Genomic DNA, 21,376 nt, shown 5'->3' on the forward strand with positions numbered 1-21,376 from the left:
TGTTGTACAAGTGTATAGCTAAATTGCGCCACCGGTGTCGTTTTCAGCACAAGTGCGGGGAAACCTGTGGTCAGATGCGAAAAAACTGGTGCATGTTCTCGTTTCGTGCTAGTTCGCGGATAACAATAAAAACGGCAACCATACAGAGCAGGGCGGCAGATGCGCGTCATTGGAATTGACCCGGGGCTACGCAACCTCGGCTGGGGTGTGATCGATACAGATGGAGCAAAGATGCGCCATGTGGCCAACGGGATCTGTCATTCGACTGGCACGGAATTGGGCGTGCGACTGTTATCTCTCTTTGAACAACTTACTGACGTTTTCACCACCCATGCGCCCGACACGGCAGCGGTGGAGCATACTTTTGTAAACAAGGACGCGGTGGGCACGCTGAAACTCGGTCAGGCGCGCGGCATCGCCATGCTGGTCCCGGCACGTGCCGGGCTGGAGGTTGGTGAATATGCGCCCAACGCCGTGAAAAAGGCCGTGGTGGGTGTGGGGCATGCCGACAAGAAACAGGTGGAACATATGGTCAAGATGCAGCTGCCCGGTGTGAAACTGGCCGGTCCAGATGCCTCCGACGCATTGGCCATTGCAATCTGTCACGCCTTTCACGCGCAAAGCGCGGGGCGGTTGGCGGATGTGGTCCGGAGGGCAGGCGCATGATCGGCAAGATCTCCGGTATTCTCGACTATCGCGCCGAAGACCATGTGCTGATTGATGTGCGTGGGGTGGGCTATCTGGTTTATGTCTCAGACCGCACCATGACCACGTTGCCCGGCGCAGGTGAAGCGGTGGCGCTTTACACCGAACTTCTGGTGCGTGAGGACAATCTTCAGCTTTTTGGCTTTACCTCTCTCATCGAAAAGGAATGGCACCGTCTGCTCATTTCCGTGCAGGGGATTGGCCCCAAGGCCTCTATGGCAATCCTCTCAGCGCTTGGCCCTGACGGGGTCAGCCGGGCGATTGCGCTGGGTGACTGGTCTGCGGTGAAAGTGGCCAAAGGGGTTGGGCCTAAAACGGCGCAACGCGTGGTGAATGAGCTTAAGGACAAGGCGGCCAGCGTCATGGCGATGGCCGGGCAGGGCGGATCTCTGGGCGAGGCGATGGCAGCGGTGGATGATGAGGTGATTGAAGCGCCTCGCGCAAAATCTAAACCTGCGCCAAAAGCGCCCGCCACCAATGCGGCGGCGCAATCCGAAGCGCTCTCTGCGCTGGGCAATCTGGGCTATGGTCCGGGCGAGGCGGCCTCAGCCGTGGCGCAGGCGATGGGGGAAAACCCAGAGGCGGATACCGCCACTCTGATCCGATCCGCGTTGAAACTGCTGGCGCCCAAGGGCTGAAAGGGTAAAACGGATCCATGAGTGAACCAGACCCCACATTGCGCCCTGACCCGCGTCCCGAAGACAAGGCTATGGATCAGGACCGCGCCCTGCGCCCCGAACGGCTGACGGATTTTATCGGCCAGGCTGAGGCCCGCGCCAACCTGCGCATCTTCATCGAGAGTGCGCGCAGGCGTGGCGAGGCGATGGATCATGTGCTGTTTCATGGCCCTCCTGGTCTGGGCAAAACCACACTCGCGCAGATCATGGCGCGGGAACTTGGCGTGAATTTCCGCATGACCTCCGGACCAGTTCTGGCGAAAGCGGGGGATCTCGCGGCGATCCTGACCAATCTCGAACGCAATGACGTGCTGTTCATTGACGAAATTCACCGGCTAAATCCCGTCGTCGAAGAGGTGCTTTACCCGGCGATGGAGGATTTTGAGCTCGATCTGGTGATCGGCGAAGGTCCTGCCGCACGTACTGTGAGGATCGAATTGCAACCCTTTACGCTGGTGGGCGCGACCACCCGTCTGGGCCTGTTGACGACCCCCCTGCGCGACCGGTTTGGCATCCCGACCCGGCTGCAATTTTATACCGTGGACGAACTACATGAGATCGTGACCCGAAATGCGATCAAACTCGGAACGCCCGCCGATAATGATGGCGCGCGAGAGATTGCCAAACGTGCCCGTGGCACGCCTCGGATTGCAGGCCGGCTGTTGCGCCGTGTGGTGGATTTCGCCGTGGTCGAAGGTGATGGGCGGATCACGCGAGAAATCGCAGACAATGCTCTGACACGGCTTGGTGTTGATCACCTTGGGCTGGATGGGGCGGACCGCAGGTATCTCGGCCTGATGGCAGAGCATTACGGTGGCGGGCCGGTCGGGATCGAAACCATGGCCGCCGCCCTGTCCGAAAGCCGCGACGCGCTGGAAGAGGTGATTGAACCCTTTCTTCTGCAACAGGGCCTCATCCAACGCACCCCGCGCGGACGGATGCTGGGCAAGAAGGCCTGGCGGCATCTGGGGCTGGATGCACCAGAGGTGGGAGAGAAGGCGCAGACGGATTTGTTTGGCAAGTAAGCTTGCGCTTTGGCGATTTGCTTTTTATGCCTCCGGCGGGGATATTTATGGCAAGAGGAAAAGCCCGATGACACCGGAAGAGATCCAGACCTTTTTCACCGGCAAGGATGGTTCCTATGCGTTCGCCCGTTGGGGGCGGCCGATTGTGCCTGTTGTGTTCGGGGTTGAAGAAGAAACCCTTGAGGTCGTGAAAGGCGCGGTTGAGGCGGTGGTGGCGCTGGCTGGTCACAAGATGGCCGAGACCGACCCGGAGCTGGGCGCAAATCTGATGGTGTTTTTCTTTCAGGGCTGGGACGAGCTTTTGGGGGTGCCGAACCTTGAAAAGATGGTGCCTGATCTAGAGCCTCTGGTTGGTCGTCTTAAAGGGGTAGGGGCGAGCCAGTATCGCGCGTTCCGTTTTGATGAAGACGGAGCCATTCAGGCCTGTTTCGTCTTTGTCTGCATGTCGGGTGAAATGGCCCAGCAACCTGCCGAAACCATCGCTCTTACCCAAGCCGTGCAGGCGGTTTTGCTTTGGGGCGAGGGGGCATTTTCCACCAAAAGCCCGCTGGCTGTGTTGCCGGAAACCGGTCAGGTGATCCTGCGCCCGGATGTAGCGGGAATTATTGCGGCGTCTTATGATCCGGTGATGCCAGCTGCGGCAGAGGATGCAAGTCATGCGCTGCGTCTGTTTGCGCGGATGCAGGTAAACCCGGTGGTAAATACCCTTTCAGAGGATGAGACCAAACACTGAATGCGCGCCTTTATCGCTTGTCCCTTACCTGATCACGTCACGTCCGCACTGGCGGATTTGGCGGCACGGGTAAAGGTTGGGCGGGCGGTGCCCGAGGAGAACCTGCATCTGACGCTGGCGTTTCTGGAAGAACAGCCGGTGGAGGTGTTGGAGGCGTTGCATGAAGAGTTGGAGGTGATCTCTTCTCCACTCTTCGAGGTGTGTTTCAGAGGATTGGAACCGATGGGCGGCAAGACGCCCTCAGTGCTGGCGATCCGGGCCGAAGGGGCAGAGGCGTTGCAAAAACAGGTGAGTGGTGCTGCGCGGCTGGCAGGAATCTCGCTGCCTCATCGAAGGTTTCGCGGCCACGTCACCATTGCCCGACTGCCGCGACACCCGGCAGAGGCCGATCAGGTCGCATTAGGGCATGCGCTTGAGGTGTTTGGAGCAGTGGAGTTACCACCTGTCACGGTGGATCAATTTGCGCTCTTCCGGTCCGAGTTACACCCGGATGGGGCGCGTCATGAGGTGCTGGCGGAATATGATCTGTCGACATCTGGCTGACCCACAATTTAATCCGAATACGGTTCCCACTTTTCGGATTGCGCTCTAAGCTCTGGAAAAACAAACCTGATTGAGGCCCCGATGCACCAGTTTCCGATCCGCGTTTATTATGAAGACACCGATATGGCGGGCATTGTCTATTACGCCAATTACCTGCGTTATATCGAACGCGCCCGGTCCGATTGGGTGCGCGACATTGGCGTGGATCAGAACGAAATGCGCGAAGCGGGGCAGGTTTTTGCGGTGCGCCGGCTTGAAGCGGACTATCTGGGATCGGCACGGTTTGATGACGAGTTGATCGTCGAGACATCCATCAACACGGTCAGCGGGGCGCGGTTGGTGCTGGATCAGGTGGTGAAGCGTGGGGAAGAAACCCTTTTCGAGGCGCAGGTCACCATCGTTTGTCTCGCTGACGGGCAGCCCACCCGGCTACCGGCGGGTTTTCGCCGCCGAGTGAATTGAAAGAGCAAAAACCTGTCACATGACGTGGTTTTGATAGCTTTCCCCGTGCCTTTAAGTTAATTTACCTGCAAAACAGCCCCCAAAGAGGGGTATCCTTGGCAGTTTGGGGCATCCCGGTCGTCCGGGGCTAGCAGAGGCAGAGACAGAGTTATGGAAACCGAAACGCTTGCAGCGGCCACGGAGATTGATTTCTCCTTTCTGGCCCTTTTCCTTCGCGCAACCCTGACCGTGAAACTGGTGATGATCCTGTTGATCATCGCGTCTTTCTGGTCTTGGGCCATCATCGTCACAAAGCTGATTGCGTACCGCAAAGAACGCGCTGAGGCGGTGGTGTTTGATCGCAAGTTCTGGTCGGGTGAACCGCTCGACAAGCTGTTTGACGAGGTCGGAGCCGCCCCGGAAGGGTCCGCCGAAAAGGTGTTTTCGGCAGGTATGATCGAATGGCGCCGCTCTCACCGTGCGGATGGTGGGCTGATTGCGGGGGCGCAATCGCGCATCGACCGGTCAATGGATGTGGCAATTGCCAAAGAGGGGGAAAAGCTCAATCAGGGGCTTTCGTTCCTTGCGACCACGGCCTCTACCGCCCCGTTCGTTGGGCTGTTCGGCACGGTCTGGGGCATCATGAACGCCTTTATCGAGATTGCGCAGCAGCAAAACACCAATCTTGCCGTGGTGGCTCCGGGGATTGCCGAGGCGCTTCTGGCCACCGGGCTTGGACTGCTTGCCGCCATCCCGGCTGCGGTTTTCTACAACAAGCTTTCAGTGGATAGCGACAATATCCTGGCTGGCTACGAAGCCTTTGCGGACGAGTTTGCCACCATCCTCAGCCGACAGTTGGACAGCTGAGATGGGGGCCGCTACGCAACAGGGCGGCGCTGATCGCCGCGCCCGCCGGGGCCGTCGCCGGGGCAAACACCGCCGCATGATGGCCGAAATCAACATCACGCCGTTTGTGGATGTGATGTTGGTGCTTCTGATCATCTTCATGGTGGCCGCACCCCTGATGGTGGTGGGGGTTCCGGTTGAACTGCCCAAAACAGCTGCGACTGCCTTGCCTTCGACAGAAGAAGAGCCGCTCACTGTGACCATCGACGCCGAAGGGCGTGTGATGCTGCAAAAAACCGAGATTGCGCAGGACGAGTTGATTGGAAAGTTGCGTGCCATTGCCGCTGAACGCACGGATGACAAAGTGTTCCTGCGCGCAGACGGTGCCGTGGCCTGGGCCGAGATCGCCACTGTTATGGGCGCGCTGAACGCCGCCGGTTTCACCAATATCGGAATGGTCACCGACGGCGGTGGTCCCACCCTGGACGGGCAAGGGGGATAGCCACCCATGCGCACGGGGCTTTATATCTCGGGGGCAGGGCATGCGCTCCTGATCCTGTGGCTCCTGTTCGGCTCGCTGATTGGTTGGCGGGACGATGAGGTGAAGCTGCGCGTATCGGATGTCTCGTTCATTTCCGAAGAGGATTTTGCGGCCCTGACCGCCCCACGGGGCGAGGCCGCTGTACCGGAAAATCCTCCGGCGCCGGAACCCGCTGCGCCGGAGGAGGCCTCTGCGCCCCCCACACGGCCTGAGCCGGACCCCACACCTGAACCTGCGCCGGAACCAGAACCCGAACCGATCCCGGAACCGCCTGCGCCGGACCCCGTTGTTCTGGACATCCCACGTGTTGCACCGCAACCTGCTCCGGAACCGGAACCTCAGATCGAGGTCGCCCCGGAAACGGTTGAGGCCCCTGCACCGGCGCCGGAACCCGAGGCCACACCGCTTCCAGAAGTGACGCCGACGGCCCCAGAGGCGGCAACAACCGAGATCGTGACCGAGGCGAAGGAATCGGAGGAAGAGATTGCGGCTGCTCCCACCCGCTCGCCGCGTCCGCCTACACGCCCCGAAAGACCGGAAACGCCCGCAGTGACAGAACCGGAAGAAACGCCGGAACCTGCCGATACGGCTGCAAACGCAGTGGCCAATGCGGTAAGCGACGCCATTGCAGGCGGTCAGCAGGACACGCCCGCGCAAGACATACCCGAAGGTCCACCCCTAACCCGCGGTGAGAAAGAGGGACTAAAGCTGGCGATCAAGCAATGCTGGAACCTTGGCTCCACGTCGTCTGATGCATTACGCACCACCGTGATGGTTCTGGTAGATATGGATCGCAACGGAAAACCAGGCACCATGCGCATGGTGGGGTGGGATGGACCCGGACAAGGGTCCGCTGATATCGCATATCAAGCCGCCCGTCGGGCAATTCTGATCTGCGGCAAGAACGGCTATGACCTGCCCGCCGAGAAATACGGCCAATGGCGCCAAATCGAGATAACTTTCAACCCGGATGAGATGAGGCAAAGATGAGTTTGACCAAGCTGATGGGACTGACCAGACTAACCGGCGCGGCCGTGCTGGCTGGAGTGACTGCACTAATAGCGCCAGTGGGCGTGACTGCGGCTTGGGCTGAACCGCTCAGGATCGAGATCACCGACGGGGTGATTGAACCTTTGCCATTTGCCGCCCCCGCGTTTCAGGCAGAAACCAGCGGGGCCGGGCAATATGCAGCTGAGATTGCGCGCCTTGTGGCGGCGGATCTGGCCGGCACAGGGCTGTTTCGGGAAATTCCCCCTTCGGCTTTCATTTCCAATGTGACGAGCTTTGCAAGCCCCGTCGCCTATGAGGATTGGCGCGCGATCAATGCGCAGGCGCTGATCACGGGTGCCGTAAGTGAAAACGGTGGAAATATCTCGGTTAAATTCCGGGTGTTCGACGTGTTTTCCGGCCAGCAATTGGGCGATGGGCTGCAATTTGGCGGATCTGCCACCGCATGGCGTCGTATGGCGCATAAGGTGGCCGATGTGGTCTATTCTCGCATCACCGGGGAAAGCGGCTATTTCGACAGCCGCGTGGTGTTTGTCTCAGAAAGTGGCCCCAAGAACGCCCGCCGCAAGCGTTTGGCGGTGATGGATTATGACGGGGCAAACGTTCAGTTTCTGACCGACAGCTCGTCGCTTGTGCTGGCCCCGCGGTTTTCTCCTGCGGGAGACAAGGTGCTTTATACGAGCTATGAGACCGGCTTTCCGCAGGTCAATGTGCTTGACGTGAACTCCGTCACCAAACGCATCCTGTCGTCAAAAGAGGGGACGATGACCTTTGCGCCGCGCTTTTCGCCGGATGGGTCGCGTGTGGTCTATTCGCTGTCGGCAGGTGGAAATACCGACATCTACACGATGAATGTCAATGGTGGTGGTGAACAACGCCTGACCTCTTCGCCGTCGATCGAAACGGCGCCCTCCTATTCGCCGGATGGGCAATATATCGTCTTTGAAAGCGACCGCTCGGGGACACAACAGTTGTATATCATGTCTGCAGGAGGGGGAGAGGCGCGTCGGATTTCATTTGGACCCGGACGTTATGGCACACCGGTCTGGTCGCCGCGTGGCGATCTGATTGCCTTTACCAAACAGAACTCAGGCCGGTTCCATATCGGCGTGATGCGCACAGATGGCAGCGAAGAACGGCTTTTGACGGCGTCGTTTCTGGATGAGGGGCCAACATGGTCTCCCAATGGCCGGGTGATTATGTTCACCCGCGAAAGCCAGGGTGCAAGTGGTGCGCCGGCGTTGTATTCCGTCGATATCTCCGGTCGAAATCTTCGCCGTGTCGTGACCGATGGCCCAGCCTCCGACCCGGCGTGGTCGCCTTTGTTGAAATGACACAAAGTGAAAGCCAAGCAATCTCTGGCCGGTGACGCGTGGGGAGATTTCCCTTGTTCACACAGATCTGCTAGGCTTTCAAAAAACGAGCAAGATATTATTGGAACATTGTCGCATCTGGCGGAAAACCAAGACGCGGCTTCTGACAGGATACAGGATCAAATCCATGAAACCATTTGCACTTACAGCAGTTTTAGTTGGCGTATTGGCCGTGGCCGGCTGTTCGAAAAGCCCGGGCGCTCTGGATGCAGGTTTTGGCGCGGGGGCGGGCGGCATAGTTCCCGGCAGCGCCTCTGACCCGAGTTCACCGGCCTACTTCCAGCAGACGATCGGTGATCGCGTTCTGTTTGCCGTGGACCAATCCACGGTGAGCCCGGAAGGCGTTGACGTGTTGAACAAACAGGCGGTTTGGCTGATGGAAAACCCAGCCTTCACCGCAGTGGTCGAGGGCCATGCGGATGAGCAGGGCACACGGGAATACAACCTTGCGCTGGGTGCGCGTCGTGCATCGGCCGTGCAGAATTTTCTCATTGAACGTGGTGTTGCCCCGAACCGTTTGAAAACGGTGAGCTATGGCAAGGAACGGCCGCTGGAGATCTGTTCGGACGAGATCTGTTATGCCAAGAACCGCCGCGCGGTCACTGTTCTTGCGGCTGGTGGTTTGACGAGCTAAGGCGTGTAAATGAGCGCATGGGTCAGAGAATGACTTGATTTTCTCTGACCAGGGCGTTGTTTTCCTAGAAAACTAGAAAACTAGAAAACTAGAAAACTAGAAAACTAGAAAACTAGAAAACTAGAAAACTAGAAAACTAGAAAACTAGAAAACTAGTATTCTGAAAGGTGGTTCGGATGCGTGTTGGATTATTGGCGGCAGCCTTTTTGATGGGCACTTCTTTGGTGGCTCCAGCCCTGGCTCAGGATCGGGCGCAGTCGCTTGCGGATGTGCGCCAGGAACTTACGCTCCTTTATGTTGAGATCCAGTCCCTGAAAACCGAATTGTCGACCACAGGGGCGCCCATGGGAGGGACCGCTTCAGGCACGGCGTCGCAACGCATTGATGTGATCGAAGGCGAAATGGCGCGGCTCACCGATAAGATCGAGCAGCTGGAATTTCGCATCGATCAGATCGTGAAAGATGGCACCAACCGGATCGCTAATCTGGAATTCCGCTTGGTGGAACTGGAAGGTGGCGACATCTCGCAGCTTGGGGAAACCACAACATTGGGTGGGGATCTGCCGGACACTCCGATTACGGTTGCCCCGCAGCCGACGCCAGATGCCGGAGGGCAGTTGGCGGTGGGCGAGCAGTCCGATTTCGATGCGGCCTCTGCTGCGCTTGAAGCCGGGGACTTTGCCGAAGCGGCACAGATGTTTGCCACATTTCTTGAGACCTATCCCGCAGGTCCTCTGGCAGCTCAGGCACAGTTTCAACGCGGTGAGGCACTCACCGGGGCAGGGGACGTAAGGAATGCTGCCCGCGCCTATCTCAACGCCTTTTCCGGTGCCCCCGATGGGGTCAATGCACCGGATGCGCTGCTGCGTCTTGGCCAATCCCTTGGGGCGTTAGGTCAGACCTCCGAGGCATGCGTCACGCTTTCGGAAGTGGGCAAGCGGTTCCCGGGCAGCCCTGCCGTTGCGGACGCAGATGCGGAGTGGGCGACCCTCGGGTGCAACTGATGCCTGTTTCGATTGACAGTTTCATGAATACGCGAGGCGGGCCGGATGGCCCGTTTTTGCATATTGGCGTGGCGGTGTCGGGAGGAAGCGACAGCACCGCGCTTCTGATCCTGTGCCGCGATTGGGCTTTGGCAGAGAATATTCAACTTACTGCTTTCACCGTGGATCATGGATTGCGCCCAGAGGCGGCAGGTGAAGCCCGGCAGGTGGAGGCCCTGTGTCAGACACTCGGAGTTTCGCATCTGACCCTGCAATGGACCGGGTGGAACGGGCAGGGAAATGTGCAGGACGCAGCCCGTCAGGCGCGTTACCGGTTGCTGGCTGAGGCGGCCAAAACGGCCCGATGTGATGCGGTGGCATTAGGGCACACAAAGGATGATCAGGCCGAAACCTTTCTGATGCGACTTGCGCGGGGGTCCGGTGTGGATGGGTTATCTGCGATGCGCGATGACTGGCAGGCAGAGGGCATGCGCTGGCTCCGTCCCCTTTTGAACACCCGACGTGAAGAGCTGCGGTCGCTATTACGCGAACGGGGTGTGAGCTGGAGTGAGGACCCCTCAAATGCTGACCCGCGTTTCGAGCGGGTGAAGATGAGGCAGGCCATGCAGGATCTGGGCGCGCTGGGATTGGATGTGAACCGGTTGGCAGGTACCGCCGACGCCATGTCCACGGCGCGGGACGCGCTGGCGCATCTCGCCCATGAGGCCGCGCAAAAGATCTGCCGGGTTGAGGCCGGGGATGTCGTGATTGATCCGGCCCCTTTCTGGTCTTTGCCCATTGAGACACGCGATCGAATTGTGGCCGAGGCCATTCGTTTTGTCTCGTCCACCCCTTATCGACCGCGACTGTCCAGTTTGCGCGGAGCAATCGCTGGTGCCAGATCCGGTCAGAAATCCACCTTACAGGGCTGCCTGATCCACCCGCATCACACAGGCCTGCGCATCACGCGTGAACATGCAGCGGTGTCCGGTTTGACGTCCCAACCGGGAGAGGTCTGGGACCATCGGTGGGTGCTGGAAACCAATGATGCGGGAGAGATTCGCGCATTGGGAGAAGGGATTTCCCAGATCAAGGATTGGCGCAGTTGCAAAATTCCGCGCCCCACATTGATGTCCAGCCCCGCCTTATGGTCGATAACCCACGTGATTGCGGCTCCTTTGGTGCAGGAAAGCAAGAATTGTGGGATTGTAAGCGCTCCGAGCTTGACGGATTTCCTCTCATCATTTTTATCGCATTGAACATGGCGACTTCATCCCTATTTTAAGGTAAGACGCCACTCAGACCCTGCGTCAAAGCATTCAAAGGAGATCCCTCTTGGGCAACGCGCGAAATTTCGCTTTTTGGATTGTGCTGTTTCTGCTGATCCTGACCTTGTTCAATCTGTTCTCGAACGGGCAGAGCTCGATGGCTTCGTCCACAGTGAGCTATTCTGAATTTGTAGCCGCCCTTGAAGGCGATCAGGTACAGTCCGCCACGATGGATGGTGAAGAGCTGACCTATCAGGCCTCGGACGGCAAACTTTACACCACCGTGTTGCCCGCCGATGCGGAAGTGACAAACCAGCTTCTGGCCAAAGGCGTCGAGGTCAAGGCCGAGCCGCAACAACAGTCGGGCTTCATGAGCCTGATCTCATTGCTCCTGCCGGTGCTGCTGCTGATTGGCTTTTGGTTCTTCATGATGAACCGGATGCAGGGCGGCGGCAAAGGCGGTGCCATGGGCTTTGGTAAATCCAAAGCCAAGATGCTGACCGAGCGCGAAGGCCGTGTGACCTTTGACGATGTGGCTGGCATTGACGAAGCCAAGGAAGAGCTGGAAGAGATCGTGGAATTCCTGCGCAACCCGCAGAAGTTTTCGCGTCTTGGCGGCACCATTCCGAAAGGCGCGCTGCTGGTGGGCCCTCCGGGCACCGGTAAGACGCTTCTGGCCCGCGCCATTGCTGGCGAAGCCGGTGTGCCCTTCTTCACCATTTCCGGGTCTGACTTCGTGGAAATGTTCGTGGGTGTCGGTGCATCCCGTGTCCGCGACATGTTCGAACAGGCCAAGAAAAACGCGCCCTGCATCGTGTTCATCGACGAGATTGACGCCGTGGGCCGTTCGCGTGGCGCCGGTTATGGCGGTGGCAACGATGAACGTGAACAGACCCTCAACCAGCTCTTGGTCGAGATGGACGGGTTTGAAGCCAACGAAGGTGTGATCATTCTGGCGGCGACCAACCGTCGTGACGTTCTGGACCCTGCGCTGCTGCGTCCGGGCCGCTTCGACCGTCAGGTCACCGTGCCGAACCCGGACATCAAGGGCCGCGAGAAGATCCTTGGCGTACATGCCCGCAAAGTGCCGCTGGGCCCGGATGCTGACATGCGCATCATTGCACGCGGTACCCCCGGGTTCTCGGGGGCCGATCTGGCCAACTTGGTGAACGAGGCCGCCCTGATGGCCGCTCGCATAGGTCGCCGCTTCGTCACCATGGAAGATTTCGAGAATGCGAAAGACAAGGTGATGATGGGAGCCGAGCGCCGTTCGATGGTGCTGACGGATGACCAGAAGGAAAAGACCGCCTATCACGAAGCAGGACACGCCGTGGTGGGGCTCAAACTTCCCCAGTGCGATCCGGTCTACAAGGCAACAATTATCCCACGCGGTGGCGCGTTGGGTATGGTTGTGTCCCTGCCTGAGATCGATCGTCTGAACTGGCACAAATCGGAATGCGAAGAGAAGCTCGCCATGACCATGGCCGGGAAAGCGGCTGAGATCATCAAATATGGTGAAGAGAATGTCTCGAACGGCCCCGCTGGCGATATTCAGCAGGCGTCGGGCCTTGCGCGCGCCATGGTGATGCGCTGGGGCATGTCCGACAAAGTGGGCAACATCGACTATGCTGAAGCGGCCGAGGGATACTCGGGCAATACTGCTGGCTTTTCGGTGTCCGCAAACACCAAGGAGCTGATCGAGGATGAAGTGAAGCGCTTTATCCAGGACGGTTACGACACTGCGTTCAAGCTCTTGACCGAGCATAAGGACGAGTGGGAACGTCTGGCAGAAGGCCTGTTGGAATACGAGACCCTGACCGGTGCTGAAATCCAGCGCGTGATGGACGGCCAGCCGCCGCACAAAGGCGAGGATGAAGACGACACGCCGGAAGATGGCGCAGCTTCAGTCACGGCGATCCCGAAGACCAAGCCACGGGTGAAACCTACCGGGGATGAAGGTCTGGAGCCTGAACCTACAGCGTAAACCGCCGGAAATACAAACCGCCCCGAAGGAAACTTCGGGGCGGATTTCGTTTGACCCGAAGGGCTGCCGCTAAATTCGCAATCCCCCCTTGTTCGATTTCTCAGTTCAATTCTGCTAAAATATACAAGTTGGATATAACTAACTTGGGGGAAAGGATATGAGCGAGCAAGCTGCACAATTCGTGGGTGATATTCCTCATCACTACGAAAATGGCCTCGGCCCCAATATCTTTCATGATTACGCTGATCTGATTGCGGATTGTTGCAAGGGCAAAGACCTGTCCGATGTGGTGGAGCTGGCTGCGGGCACCGGTATTCTGAGCCGCCGTCTGCGCGATGTACTGCCGCCGGATGCGCGGCTTGTCGTGACAGATCTGAATACACCTATGCTTGATCTTGCGCAGCAGAAATTCGACCCGTCCGAAACTGTGGAATTTCTGGAAGCGGATGCGATGGATCTCCCTTTTTCCGACAGCGCATTTGATTTGGTGATGTGCCAGTTCGGAGTGATGTTCTTTCCGGACAAGGTTGCTTCTTATCGCGAAGCTGCCCGGGTGCTGCGGCCTGATGGCTGCTACATTTTCAATTCCTGGGGGGCGCTAGATGATAATCCTTTTGCCCGGATGGGGCATGAGGTGTTGGGTTCATTTTTTCCGGATGACCCGCCGGGCTTTTATATGGTGCCATTCCACTATCACGATCCACAAGAGGTGATAGCCGATCTCACGGCAGGGGGGTGGCAGGATGTCGAATATGAAACCATTGAACTGAACAAGACCATTGTTGACCCGCGGGCCTTTGCGACGGCGATGGTTTTCGGCAACCCTTCGGCGGACGCGATCCGGGAGCGGGGTGGCGTCAAACCTGAGGACGTTGCGGAAACCATGTTCGAGGCGCTGAACACACGGTTTGGTCCAGCCCCAATGACAATGCCGCTTTCCGCAACAACCTATTGCTGTCGTATGTCTTGAATGAAGTTTCAGAGGTTGTGCGTGTTAGGGCTTAGGGAGCGCGTGAACACTGCACCTATAATTTAAGGTTGGGAGGGGCAGAGCGCCATTCAGGAGCAGGTGATACTGCCGTGAGGCCCGGCTCTGCGAAGGACCGGGACTTGAGCAAGGCTTACAGCGCGCGGGCCTGAGCGAAGGACAGAAGACGTTTGCTGTCTTCGTCCCACAGATGCAGACGGGCGTTGGCAAAGCTTTCGCGGATCGTCATCGTGTGGGTCGCGTCCGTCAGCTCTGCGTGATCGCGCAGCACTTCGGTCAGACGGTAAAACGGGATCCGGCTGTATAGGTGGTGCACATGGTGGATGCCGATATTGGCGCTGAACCATTGCAGCACTTTCGGCAGGCGATAGTAGGAAGAGCCATGAAGCGCCGCTTCATGCAGGTTCCAGTCATCATGTGCGTCCCACTGGGTGGTTTCAAACTGATGCTGGACGTAAAACAGCCAGACTCCAGCGGTTGCAGCAACCAGAGTGCAGGGCAGGAAAATCAGCAAAAGCGGCATCAACCCACCAAACCAGTAGATCGCAAAGAGAGCGGCGATGATGGCCAGATTGGTCAGCATTGCACTGATCCAGTATCGGGTGCTGTTCATCAGTCCCAGGGGTATGCGGTTTTGCAGATAAAAGAGATAGCTCGGCCCGAAACCAAAAAGGGTAATCGGATGGCGGTACAGGCGGTAATGCAACTGGCCCCAACGCGACAGGGATTGGTACTCGGCCACCGTCAGCGTGTGAATGTCACCCATGCCCCGCTTGTCCAGATTGCCGGCGGTTGAATGGTGCACCGAATGGGTGCGGCGCCAGACGTCATAGGGGGTCAGGGTCAGAACGCCGAGCACCCGGCCCACCCAGTCGCTCACATGGCGGTTTTTGAAAAACGCCCCATGTCCGCAATCGTGCTGGATGGCAAAGAGGCGAAGCAGGAAGGCTGCATTGACCAGCGAAATCGCAAAAGCCAGAATATAGCTGATCGATATGACCCACCACGCCAGTGCCCAAAGGGCCAGAAAGGGCAGGGCGCTTACCGCCAGTTCGAAGCTGCTGCGCATACTGCTCGGATCGCGATATTTTGCCAGTGTCGAGACCCATTCACGGGCCGAACGTGTGCTGGAGTGATCTTGGGTCGGTGCGGATTCTGCTGCTGCCATAGGTCTGCCATATCTAGGGATCGTGCAAATCGGATAGACTATCCGCAGCACTAAGCAAGAAAATTGCGATGTAACGGGTGAAAAAAATATCAGCGACCCCTGAAACACAACCGGACGTGGTTGTTTCAAGAGCTGTTTTGACTGTCGTCGCACCATGACATTTGGGTTCGATCGGGTTCCGGGCGGATTGCTAAGGTTTCGACAGCGGGTGAATCACCTGATTGCCGTCCGAAACTTCGCTTGTGCAGCAAATGAATTGCTGCACAAGCGAAGGAAATAAACCGCCATTTCGGAATACAACCGCATCCCATTTCGACGAATTCGGCGGGGATTATGTCGGATTCCATCCTATATGAAAATCTCGTCCCAGATATTGAAGGTGCAGACAAAAAGGTCGCACCCCAGATATTCAAGGGAACCAGCCATGAGCTACAAAACCGACATCGAAATTGCCCGCGAGGCAAAAAAACGCCCGATCAGAGAAATCGGCGAGAAGATTGGCATCGCTTACGAGCACCTGATGCCTTACGGCCACGACAAGGCAAAGGTCAGCCAGGAATTCATCAACTCGGTGAAAGACCGCGAAGACGGCAAGCTGATCTTGGTGACTGCGATCAACCCGACCCCGGCGGGTGAAGGTAAGACCACCACCACTGTAGGTCTGGGCGACGGCCTGAACCGCATCGGCAAGAACGCGATGATCTGTATCCGCGAAGCCTCGCTCGGGCCGAACTTCGGCATGAAGGGTGGTGCTGCTGGTGGCGGTTACGCCCAGGTTGTTCCGATGGAAGAGATGAACCTGCACTTCACCGGTGACTTCCACGCCATCACTTCGGCTCACTCGCTTCTGTCTGCGATGATCGACAACCACATCTATTGGGGCAACTCGCTGGATATCGACGAACGTCGCGTGGCTTGGCGTCGTGTGGTCGACATGAACGACCGCGCCCTGCGTGACATCGTTGTGTCGCTGGGTGGCGTATCGAACGGCTTCCCGCGTCAGGGCGGCTTTGACATCACCGTGGCCTCGGAAGTCATGGCGATCCTGTGTCTGGCCAACGATCTGGAAGACCTGCAGAAGCGTCTGGGCGACATCATCGTGGCTTACACCCGCGAGCGCACCCCGATCTACTGCCGTGACATCGGTGCTGATGGTGCGATGACCGTTCTGCTCAAGGACGCGATGCAGCCGAACCTGGTGCAGACGCTGGAAAACAACCCGGCCTTCGTACATGGCGGCCCGTTCGCCAACATCGCCCACGGTTGTAACTCGGTGATCGCCACCAAGACCGCGCTGAAGTTGACCGACTATGTCGTGACCGAAGCCGGCTTTGGTGCTGACCTTGGTGCCGAAAAGTTCATGAACATCAAGTGCCGCAAGGCAGGCCTGGCCCCGTCGGTTGTGGTTCTGGTTGCCACCGTGCGTGCGATGAAGATGAACGGCGGCGTGGCCAAGGCTGATCTCGGTGCCGAAAACGTCGAAGCCGTTCAGAACGGGTGCGCCAACCTTGGCCGTCACATCGAGAACCTCAAGTCGTTCGGTGTTCCTGTTGTGGTTGCCATCAACCACTTCGTCACCGACACCGATGCCGAAGTTCAGGCCGTGAAGGATTACGTTGAGGGCCACGGTTCCGAAGCGATCCTGTCGCGTCACTGGGAACTGGGTTCGGAAGGTTCGGAAGAGCTGGCCAAACGCGTTGCAGAAATTGCCGATGCAGATGTTGCCGCTTTCGCTCCGATCTACCCGGATGACATGTCGCTCTTTGACAAGATCGACACCGTTGCCAAGCGCATCTACCGCGCGGACGAAGTTCTGGCTGACGCCAAGGTGCGCAAGCAGCTGAAAGATTGGGAAGATGCCGGTTATGGCAACCTGCCGGTCTGCATGGCGAAAACCCAGTACAGCTTCTCGACCGACCCGAACCTGCGTGGCGCGCCCACCGGCCACTCGGTTCCGATCCGCGAAGTGCGCCTGTCGGCAGGTGCTGGTTTCATCGTGGTTGTCTGCGGTGACATCATGACCATGCCGGGCTTGCCACGCAATCCTGCGGCGATGACCATCGGTCTGAACGCCGAAGGCGAAATCGAAGGTCTCTTCTAAGAGACTTGACCAAGGGGGGCGACAGCCCCCCTTACGCTTTCTAAAGACTGTCTGAGCGATTCGTACGCCTTCAGACAAAGGACCAAAATACATGAGCGCAACAATCATCGACGGCAAGGCAATTGCCGCAAACATCCGCGAAGACGTGGCCCAGCAGGCCGCCAAGCTGGCCGAGAAGGGCTGGCAACCGAAACTGGTGTCGCTCTCGGTGGGCGACGTGGCTGCCGCAGAACTTTATGTGCGCAACCAGCAGCGCACCGCCGAAAGCGCAGGCGTCGAGTTTGAGGCCCGCAACTACCCAGCTGAGACTTCGCTCGAACAGCTGACAGGGATCATTCAGGGCCTGAACGCTGACCCGCGTGTGAACGGCATCATCATCCAGCGCCCGCTGCCTGACCACATCCCGGTCAAGACCTTCCAGAAGCTGGTGCACCCGCTGAAAGACGTCGAGGGCATGCATCCGGCCTCAATCGGTAATATCGTTTATAACGATCTGGCACTTGGCCCCTGTACTGCCGTGGCCGCCGTGGAAATCCTGAAAACCCTGCCGATTGATATCGAAGGTTTGAATGTGACCGTGATCGGCCACTCGGAAATCGTCGGCAAGCCGATCGCCTTCCTTTTGATGGGGCTGGGCGCCACCGTGACCGTCTGCCACCACATGACCCGCTCGGTTGCCATGCACTCGCGCGCCGCAGATGCTGTGTTTGTGGCCGTAGGCAAGCCGGGTCTTGTGACCGGCGAGATGCTGAAGCCGGGTTGCGCGGTGATCGATATCGGTATCAACCGGGTCGATGGAAAAACCGTTGGCGATGCGGATTACGACAGCTGCAAGGATGTGGCTGGCTGGATCACCCCTGTGCCGGGTGGCGTTGGGCCAGTGACCGTTGCCATGCTCATGTCCAACGCGGTACATGCCACCGAAATGCAAATGAACCACTATCGGGACGCCTTCGCGCGCACCGATTTCTGAGACTGACTAAGGGAGAGCAGGAATGACCGCTCAGATCATCGACGGCAAGGCCTTTGCGGCTGGCGTTCGTGAAAAAGTCGCCGCCCATGTGGCGCGCCTGAAAGAAGAAAATGACATCACCCCAGGTCTGGCGGTGGTGCTGGTGGGCGAAGATCCCGCATCTCAGGTCTACGTGCGCTCGAAAGGCAAGCAGACCGTTGAATGCGGCATGAACTCCTATGAGCACAAGCTCGACGTGGACACCTCGGAAGAGGATCTGCTGGCGCTGATCGCCAAGTTGAACAACGACCCTGCCGTACATGGGATCCTGGTGCAGCTGCCGCTGCCGGGTCACCTGAACGAAGATCTGGTGATCAACTCGATCGACCCGGCCAAGGACGTGGACGGGTTCCACATCTCGAATGTGGGCCTTCTGGGCACTGGTCAGAAGTCGATGGTGCCCTGCACCCCGCTGGGCTGCCTGATGATGCTGCGCGACCACCACGGGTCGCTGTCCGGTCTGAACGCGGTTGTGATCGGCCGTTCGAACATCGTGGGCAAGCCGATGGCACAGCTTTTGCTGGGTGACAGCTGTACCGTGACCATCGCGCATTCGCGCACCAAGGACCTGCCCGAGGTTGTCCGGCGCGCAGACATCGTTGTTGCCGCCGTAGGCCGCCCGGAAATGGTGCCCGGTGACTGGATCCGCGAAGGCGCGACCGTAATCGATGTGGGCATCAACCGCATCCCGGCACCTGAAAAAGGCGAAGGCAAAATGAAGCTGGTTGGCGACGTGGATTTCGAAAGCGCCTCCAAAGTGGCCGGTGCCATCACGCCGGTTCCCGGTGGTGTTGGCCCAATGACCATCGCCTGCCTGCTGGCCAACACCCTGACCGCCTGCTGCCGCGCAAATGGACTGGCTGAGCCGGAAGGTCTGACAGCTTAAGCTCAGGGCATAAGAGAATTGAGGCGGCGTCAGGGGAGCTTGGCGCCGTTTAGTTTTGGGGAGAGGCTGGCCTTCCAGCCAATACAGATCGCAAGGTAAATGAATGCAATTTCAACAGATTGAGACTCCTGCTATGTTGCAGCAATAACCAACTAAAAAATCATCAGAGGAACCATGAAGAACGTTATCCTGACTAAATCCCCCAGCGCAGGAGGAGCAGTTCGTCAACTCTTTCGAAAAATTAGACCAGATTGGCAAACGCGTGTGTTCGCAACCACTGATGATTATTCACATGGACCTTTGCCAACACATGGGGCGAGCTGTGACTTTTTTTTGGAACGGCAAGCGTTCTGGAAATCACTTGAATCGTACAATATGGATGCCGTTTATCAGTTTGACCTAAGTGATGAGTACACCGCTTTAGTCAAAGAAATTCAAATTGCGGAACACGCTAAAATATGGTTCACGAACACTGTGCAAGAGGTATTCTATGTAGTGGTGCTTTTGCACTTGCTGAGACTTGGTGGAATTGAGACCTCTGATGTCTTGATAAGAGATCTGTCGGGGTCGCAGGTGAGATGGGGCCTTGGCTCCGTACGGGCCGAAGAGCTCGAGGCCATGTATAAATCTAGCGAAGCTGTGCCGATTGATACGAAGCTTTTCAGTGACGCATGGAATGCGATCTCGCATGGAACTGGGGAAGCCATCAGCAGGTTCATAGGAGAACTTGACGCTTCCACACCCATGGCCAAAGCGCTTTCCGCATACCTTCTTCGGTTCCCGGAATTCAATAGTGGGCTAGGATCAATCGAGCGTGCTTTGCTTGGGTCTGGCACCACTGAAATGAAAAAGTCTGCCTTTACCGTTGGGACCGCTATGACTTTGGGTGGGTCAGAGAGTGATGTGATTGGTGACTGGATTCTATTTAGTAGGCTGGTCGAGCTGTCTAACGTGACCGTAGATCCTTGGTTCGAGATCGAAGGCGATCCTCACCATATGAGAAGTTGTTCAGCGCAAATAACCGAAAGCGGCAAGGAAGCACGCGTCCGGTATTCCGTGCAGGTTCTTGGGTTGTGACGAGCATTGCTCATCGTGACTGGTGATTGTTTGGCAACAAACGTCCCTCAATCCCTAAACTTCGCTGCCCGTTTCTGCATCCCGGCCATCACCGCTTCCATTTGATTGGGTTGTCCGATCAGTCCTTCTTGTGCTTTGCTTTCGGCCAGAAGTGTGTCGAGCCAGCTTGTGGTTTCAGTGTCAGAAATCAATTTCTTGGCGGTGCGCACCGCGTCAGGTGATTGGGCGCCTATTGTGCCCGCCAGTTCCTGCGCGCGCGCCAGTGGGTCTTCACTGATCTCGGTCACAAACCCGTAGCGCTCGGCGGCGTCGGTTTCAAAAATCTCCGCTGTATAGGTCAGCTTGCGGATGACATCTCCACGGGCAAGGCGGCGCATCAGGACCAGACCGCCCATGTCTGGCACCAGCCCCCAGCGGCCTTCCATGATCGAAAACCGTGTGCTCGGTGCTGCAATGCGGAGGTCTGCGCCGAGCATCAGTTGGAATCCGCCACCAAGGGCATGGCCCTGCACGGCGGCAATAACCGGCTGTGGAAGCTCTGCCCAGACCATCGCTACCGCCTGAAAGAGGTTCGACACGCCGTGAGAGCGTTCCATGATCCCGCCGCCCTGCATGGCGACCTGCGCGATCTTGGGCATAGCCGCGAGATCCAGCCCCGCGCAGAAGGCATCGCCTTCCCCTGCCAGAACCACGGCGCGAATGTCTTTGCGCTCTGCCAGAGCCTCTCCGGCGGCCACAATGGCCTGTATCATCTCCAGATCCAGCGCATTGCGCTTGTCCGGGCGTGACAGGGTGACGGTGGCGACCTGATTGTCTTCGGTAATGGTGACGCGTTGGGTGGTCTGTGTCATGTGGGGTCCTGCCTGTTTTCGGAAAGGGCTGTGCGGAGTGTCCTGCAGTTTTGCATTCAGTGAAAGGATCACGTTGCGGTAGGCTTGGGCTTCACCGGAACCATCGTGCCCAATAAAACGGCGATCAGACGGTTTTCCCCAGCGTCTTTGGCGAATACCTTAGCCTCGACTGTGATCAATCGACGCCCTGCGCGCAGAACAGTTCCTTCGGCAATCAACCGATACCCTTTGGCGGGTGAGACGAGGCTGATCTTGATTTCGGCTGTCAAAACCTCATGGCCCGGTTCCATCACGCTCATGGCGGCATAGCCCGCAGCAGTATCGCCAAGGCCGAATGTCAGGGCGGCATGGCCAAAGCCATGCTGCTGCTGGTTTCCGTCCAGGATGGGGGCAGAGATACGGCAGGTGCCCGGGGTCAAATCGTCAAGTGAAGCACCAAATGTTGTCATCATGCTCTGATGATCGAAACTCTCTCGGATCTGGTTTTCCTGTTCCGGCGTCATGCGAATTGGCCTCCTGTTTTGCGAAGGCT

The 21,376-nt window shown here is 57.9% G+C and carries 22 protein-coding genes; 19 read left to right on the plus strand and 3 right to left on the minus strand.

Annotated features, from left to right (window positions below; translation table 11 throughout):
- Positions 1-159: 159 nt before the first annotated feature.
- The 15 genes from ruvC (at position 160) to O2N63_RS07870 (ending at position 13,731) form a co-directional block, all read left to right on the plus strand.
- A complete protein-coding gene (gene ruvC / locus O2N63_RS07800; RefSeq protein WP_271053688.1) occupies positions 160-666 on the plus strand; it encodes a crossover junction endodeoxyribonuclease RuvC in 507 nt (168 codons plus the stop codon).
- The gene (gene ruvA, locus O2N63_RS07805) at positions 663-1,343 is read left to right on the plus strand and encodes a Holliday junction branch migration protein RuvA (protein WP_271053689.1); all 681 of its coding nucleotides are present in this window, start codon (positions 663-665) and stop codon (positions 1,341-1,343) included. Before ruvC ends, ruvA begins: the two co-directional genes overlap by 4 nt.
- A 17-nt stretch (positions 1,344-1,360) precedes the next feature.
- Positions 1,361-2,407 (plus strand): Holliday junction branch migration DNA helicase RuvB, encoded by a 1,047-nt coding sequence (gene ruvB, locus O2N63_RS07810; protein WP_271053690.1) that lies wholly within the window; start codon positions 1,361-1,363, stop codon positions 2,405-2,407.
- A gap of 67 nt (positions 2,408-2,474) precedes the next feature.
- Entirely contained in the window at positions 2,475-3,140 is a 666-nt protein-coding gene (locus tag O2N63_RS07815; RefSeq protein WP_271053691.1) for a hypothetical protein, read from the plus strand.
- Positions 3,141-3,683 carry an RNA 2',3'-cyclic phosphodiesterase gene (gene thpR, locus O2N63_RS07820; RefSeq protein ID WP_271053692.1) on the plus strand — a complete coding sequence of 181 codons (543 nt, stop codon included), beginning with the start codon at positions 3,141-3,143 and terminating at the stop codon, positions 3,681-3,683.
- 81 nt (positions 3,684-3,764) lie between these two features.
- Positions 3,765-4,145, plus strand: a complete 381-nt coding sequence (gene ybgC, locus O2N63_RS07825; RefSeq protein ID WP_271053693.1) for a tol-pal system-associated acyl-CoA thioesterase — start codon at positions 3,765-3,767, stop codon at positions 4,143-4,145.
- 150 nt (positions 4,146-4,295) lie between these two features.
- Positions 4,296-4,991 carry a protein TolQ gene (gene tolQ / locus O2N63_RS07830; protein ID WP_271053694.1) on the plus strand — a complete coding sequence of 232 codons (696 nt, stop codon included), beginning with the start codon at positions 4,296-4,298 and terminating at the stop codon, positions 4,989-4,991.
- Between the two features lies 1 nt (position 4,992).
- The gene (gene tolR / locus O2N63_RS07835; RefSeq protein ID WP_271053695.1) at positions 4,993-5,472 is read left to right on the plus strand and encodes a protein TolR; all 480 of its coding nucleotides are present in this window, start codon (positions 4,993-4,995) and stop codon (positions 5,470-5,472) included.
- A 6-nt stretch (positions 5,473-5,478) separates the two neighbouring features.
- Positions 5,479-6,501: an energy transducer TonB gene (locus O2N63_RS07840; RefSeq protein WP_271053696.1), complete on the plus strand. Its 1,023-nt coding sequence runs from the start codon at positions 5,479-5,481 to the stop codon at positions 6,499-6,501.
- Positions 6,502-6,515: 14 nt separating this feature from the next.
- Entirely contained in the window at positions 6,516-7,853 is a 1,338-nt protein-coding gene (tolB, locus tag O2N63_RS07845) for a Tol-Pal system beta propeller repeat protein TolB (RefSeq protein ID WP_271053832.1), read from the plus strand.
- Positions 7,854-8,019: 166 nt separating this feature from the next.
- Positions 8,020-8,526, plus strand: coding sequence for a peptidoglycan-associated lipoprotein Pal (pal, locus tag O2N63_RS07850; protein ID WP_271053697.1), 507 nt, complete (start codon positions 8,020-8,022; stop codon positions 8,524-8,526).
- Positions 8,527-8,702: 176 nt separating this feature from the next.
- Positions 8,703-9,530 (plus strand): tol-pal system protein YbgF, encoded by an 828-nt coding sequence (gene ybgF / locus O2N63_RS07855; RefSeq protein ID WP_271053698.1) that lies wholly within the window; start codon positions 8,703-8,705, stop codon positions 9,528-9,530.
- A complete protein-coding gene (gene tilS / locus O2N63_RS07860; RefSeq protein ID WP_271053699.1) occupies positions 9,530-10,768 on the plus strand; it encodes a tRNA lysidine(34) synthetase TilS in 1,239 nt (412 codons plus the stop codon). Before ybgF ends, tilS begins: the two co-directional genes overlap by 1 nt.
- Positions 10,769-10,844: 76 nt before the next feature.
- On the plus strand, positions 10,845-12,761 hold the full coding sequence (gene ftsH, locus O2N63_RS07865; protein WP_271053700.1) for an ATP-dependent zinc metalloprotease FtsH: 1,917 nt from the start codon (positions 10,845-10,847) through the stop codon (positions 12,759-12,761).
- Between the two features lie 157 nt (positions 12,762-12,918).
- Positions 12,919-13,731, plus strand: a complete 813-nt coding sequence (locus O2N63_RS07870; RefSeq protein ID WP_271053701.1) for a class I SAM-dependent methyltransferase — start codon at positions 12,919-12,921, stop codon at positions 13,729-13,731.
- A gap of 151 nt (positions 13,732-13,882) precedes the next feature.
- Here O2N63_RS07870 and O2N63_RS07875 read toward each other — a convergent pair whose 3' ends face one another.
- Positions 13,883-14,917, minus strand: coding sequence for a fatty acid desaturase (locus tag O2N63_RS07875; RefSeq protein ID WP_271053702.1), 1,035 nt, complete (start codon positions 14,915-14,917; stop codon positions 13,883-13,885).
- 424 nt (positions 14,918-15,341) lie between these two features.
- Here O2N63_RS07875 and O2N63_RS07880 point away from each other — a divergent pair, with 424 nt between their 5' ends.
- From O2N63_RS07880 to O2N63_RS07895, 4 genes are all read left to right on the plus strand, one after another.
- A complete protein-coding gene (locus O2N63_RS07880; RefSeq protein WP_271053703.1) occupies positions 15,342-17,018 on the plus strand; it encodes a formate--tetrahydrofolate ligase in 1,677 nt (558 codons plus the stop codon).
- Between the two features lie 91 nt (positions 17,019-17,109).
- Entirely contained in the window at positions 17,110-17,991 is an 882-nt protein-coding gene (locus tag O2N63_RS07885) for a bifunctional 5,10-methylenetetrahydrofolate dehydrogenase/5,10-methenyltetrahydrofolate cyclohydrolase (RefSeq protein ID WP_271053704.1), read from the plus strand.
- 22 nt (positions 17,992-18,013) lie between these two features.
- Complete coding sequence (folD, locus tag O2N63_RS07890; protein ID WP_271053705.1) at positions 18,014-18,916, plus strand: bifunctional methylenetetrahydrofolate dehydrogenase/methenyltetrahydrofolate cyclohydrolase FolD; 903 nt, start codon at positions 18,014-18,016, stop codon at positions 18,914-18,916.
- A 174-nt stretch (positions 18,917-19,090) separates the two neighbouring features.
- Positions 19,091-19,993 carry a DUF1835 domain-containing protein gene (locus O2N63_RS07895; RefSeq protein WP_271053706.1) on the plus strand — a complete coding sequence of 301 codons (903 nt, stop codon included), beginning with the start codon at positions 19,091-19,093 and terminating at the stop codon, positions 19,991-19,993.
- Positions 19,994-20,040: 47 nt separating this feature from the next.
- On the opposite strand, the gene O2N63_RS07900 is transcribed toward O2N63_RS07895, so the two are convergent.
- A complete protein-coding gene (locus tag O2N63_RS07900; protein WP_271053707.1) occupies positions 20,041-20,844 on the minus strand; it encodes a crotonase/enoyl-CoA hydratase family protein in 804 nt (267 codons plus the stop codon).
- Positions 20,845-20,912: 68 nt separating this feature from the next.
- On the minus strand, positions 20,913-21,347 hold the full coding sequence (locus O2N63_RS07905; RefSeq protein ID WP_271053708.1) for a PaaI family thioesterase: 435 nt from the start codon (positions 21,345-21,347) through the stop codon (positions 20,913-20,915).
- Positions 21,348-21,376 lie beyond the last annotated feature (29 nt).

It is taken from the genome of Aliiroseovarius salicola, from assembly GCF_027891095.1.
Lineage (GTDB): Bacteria > Pseudomonadota > Alphaproteobacteria > Rhodobacterales > Rhodobacteraceae > Aliiroseovarius > Aliiroseovarius salicola.

Bases quoted from the DNA above. Each gene is read 5' to 3' on its own strand.
- pal (WP_271053697.1), top strand. From the start codon at position 8,020: ATGAAACCATTTGCACTTACAGCAGTTTTAGTTGGCGTATTGGCCGTG.
- O2N63_RS07895 (WP_271053706.1), top strand. From the start codon at position 19,091: ATGAAGAACGTTATCCTGACTAAATCCCCCAGCGCAGGAGGAGCAGTT.
- folD (WP_271053705.1), top strand. From the start codon at position 18,014: ATGACCGCTCAGATCATCGACGGCAAGGCCTTTGCGGCTGGCGTTCGT.
- tolQ (WP_271053694.1), top strand. From the start codon at position 4,296: ATGGAAACCGAAACGCTTGCAGCGGCCACGGAGATTGATTTCTCCTTT.
- O2N63_RS07900 (WP_271053707.1), bottom strand. From the start codon at position 20,844: ATGACACAGACCACCCAACGCGTCACCATTACCGAAGACAATCAGGTC.
- ruvA (WP_271053689.1), top strand. From the start codon at position 663: ATGATCGGCAAGATCTCCGGTATTCTCGACTATCGCGCCGAAGACCAT.
- O2N63_RS07815 (WP_271053691.1), top strand. From the start codon at position 2,475: ATGACACCGGAAGAGATCCAGACCTTTTTCACCGGCAAGGATGGTTCC.
- O2N63_RS07880 (WP_271053703.1), top strand. From the start codon at position 15,342: ATGAGCTACAAAACCGACATCGAAATTGCCCGCGAGGCAAAAAAACGC.
- tolB (WP_271053832.1), top strand. From the start codon at position 6,516: ATGGGACTGACCAGACTAACCGGCGCGGCCGTGCTGGCTGGAGTGACT.
- ruvB (WP_271053690.1), top strand. From the start codon at position 1,361: ATGAGTGAACCAGACCCCACATTGCGCCCTGACCCGCGTCCCGAAGAC.
- O2N63_RS07870 (WP_271053701.1), top strand. From the start codon at position 12,919: ATGAGCGAGCAAGCTGCACAATTCGTGGGTGATATTCCTCATCACTAC.
- O2N63_RS07875 (WP_271053702.1), bottom strand. From the start codon at position 14,917: ATGGCAGCAGCAGAATCCGCACCGACCCAAGATCACTCCAGCACACGT.
- ybgC (WP_271053693.1), top strand. From the start codon at position 3,765: ATGCACCAGTTTCCGATCCGCGTTTATTATGAAGACACCGATATGGCG.
- thpR (WP_271053692.1), top strand. From the start codon at position 3,141: ATGCGCGCCTTTATCGCTTGTCCCTTACCTGATCACGTCACGTCCGCA.
- ybgF (WP_271053698.1), top strand. From the start codon at position 8,703: ATGCGTGTTGGATTATTGGCGGCAGCCTTTTTGATGGGCACTTCTTTG.
- O2N63_RS07905 (WP_271053708.1), bottom strand. From the start codon at position 21,347: ATGACGCCGGAACAGGAAAACCAGATCCGAGAGAGTTTCGATCATCAG.
- O2N63_RS07885 (WP_271053704.1), top strand. From the start codon at position 17,110: ATGAGCGCAACAATCATCGACGGCAAGGCAATTGCCGCAAACATCCGC.
- tilS (WP_271053699.1), top strand. From the start codon at position 9,530: ATGCCTGTTTCGATTGACAGTTTCATGAATACGCGAGGCGGGCCGGAT.
- tolR (WP_271053695.1), top strand. From the start codon at position 4,993: ATGGGGGCCGCTACGCAACAGGGCGGCGCTGATCGCCGCGCCCGCCGG.
- ruvC (WP_271053688.1), top strand. From the start codon at position 160: ATGCGCGTCATTGGAATTGACCCGGGGCTACGCAACCTCGGCTGGGGT.
- O2N63_RS07840 (WP_271053696.1), top strand. From the start codon at position 5,479: ATGCGCACGGGGCTTTATATCTCGGGGGCAGGGCATGCGCTCCTGATC.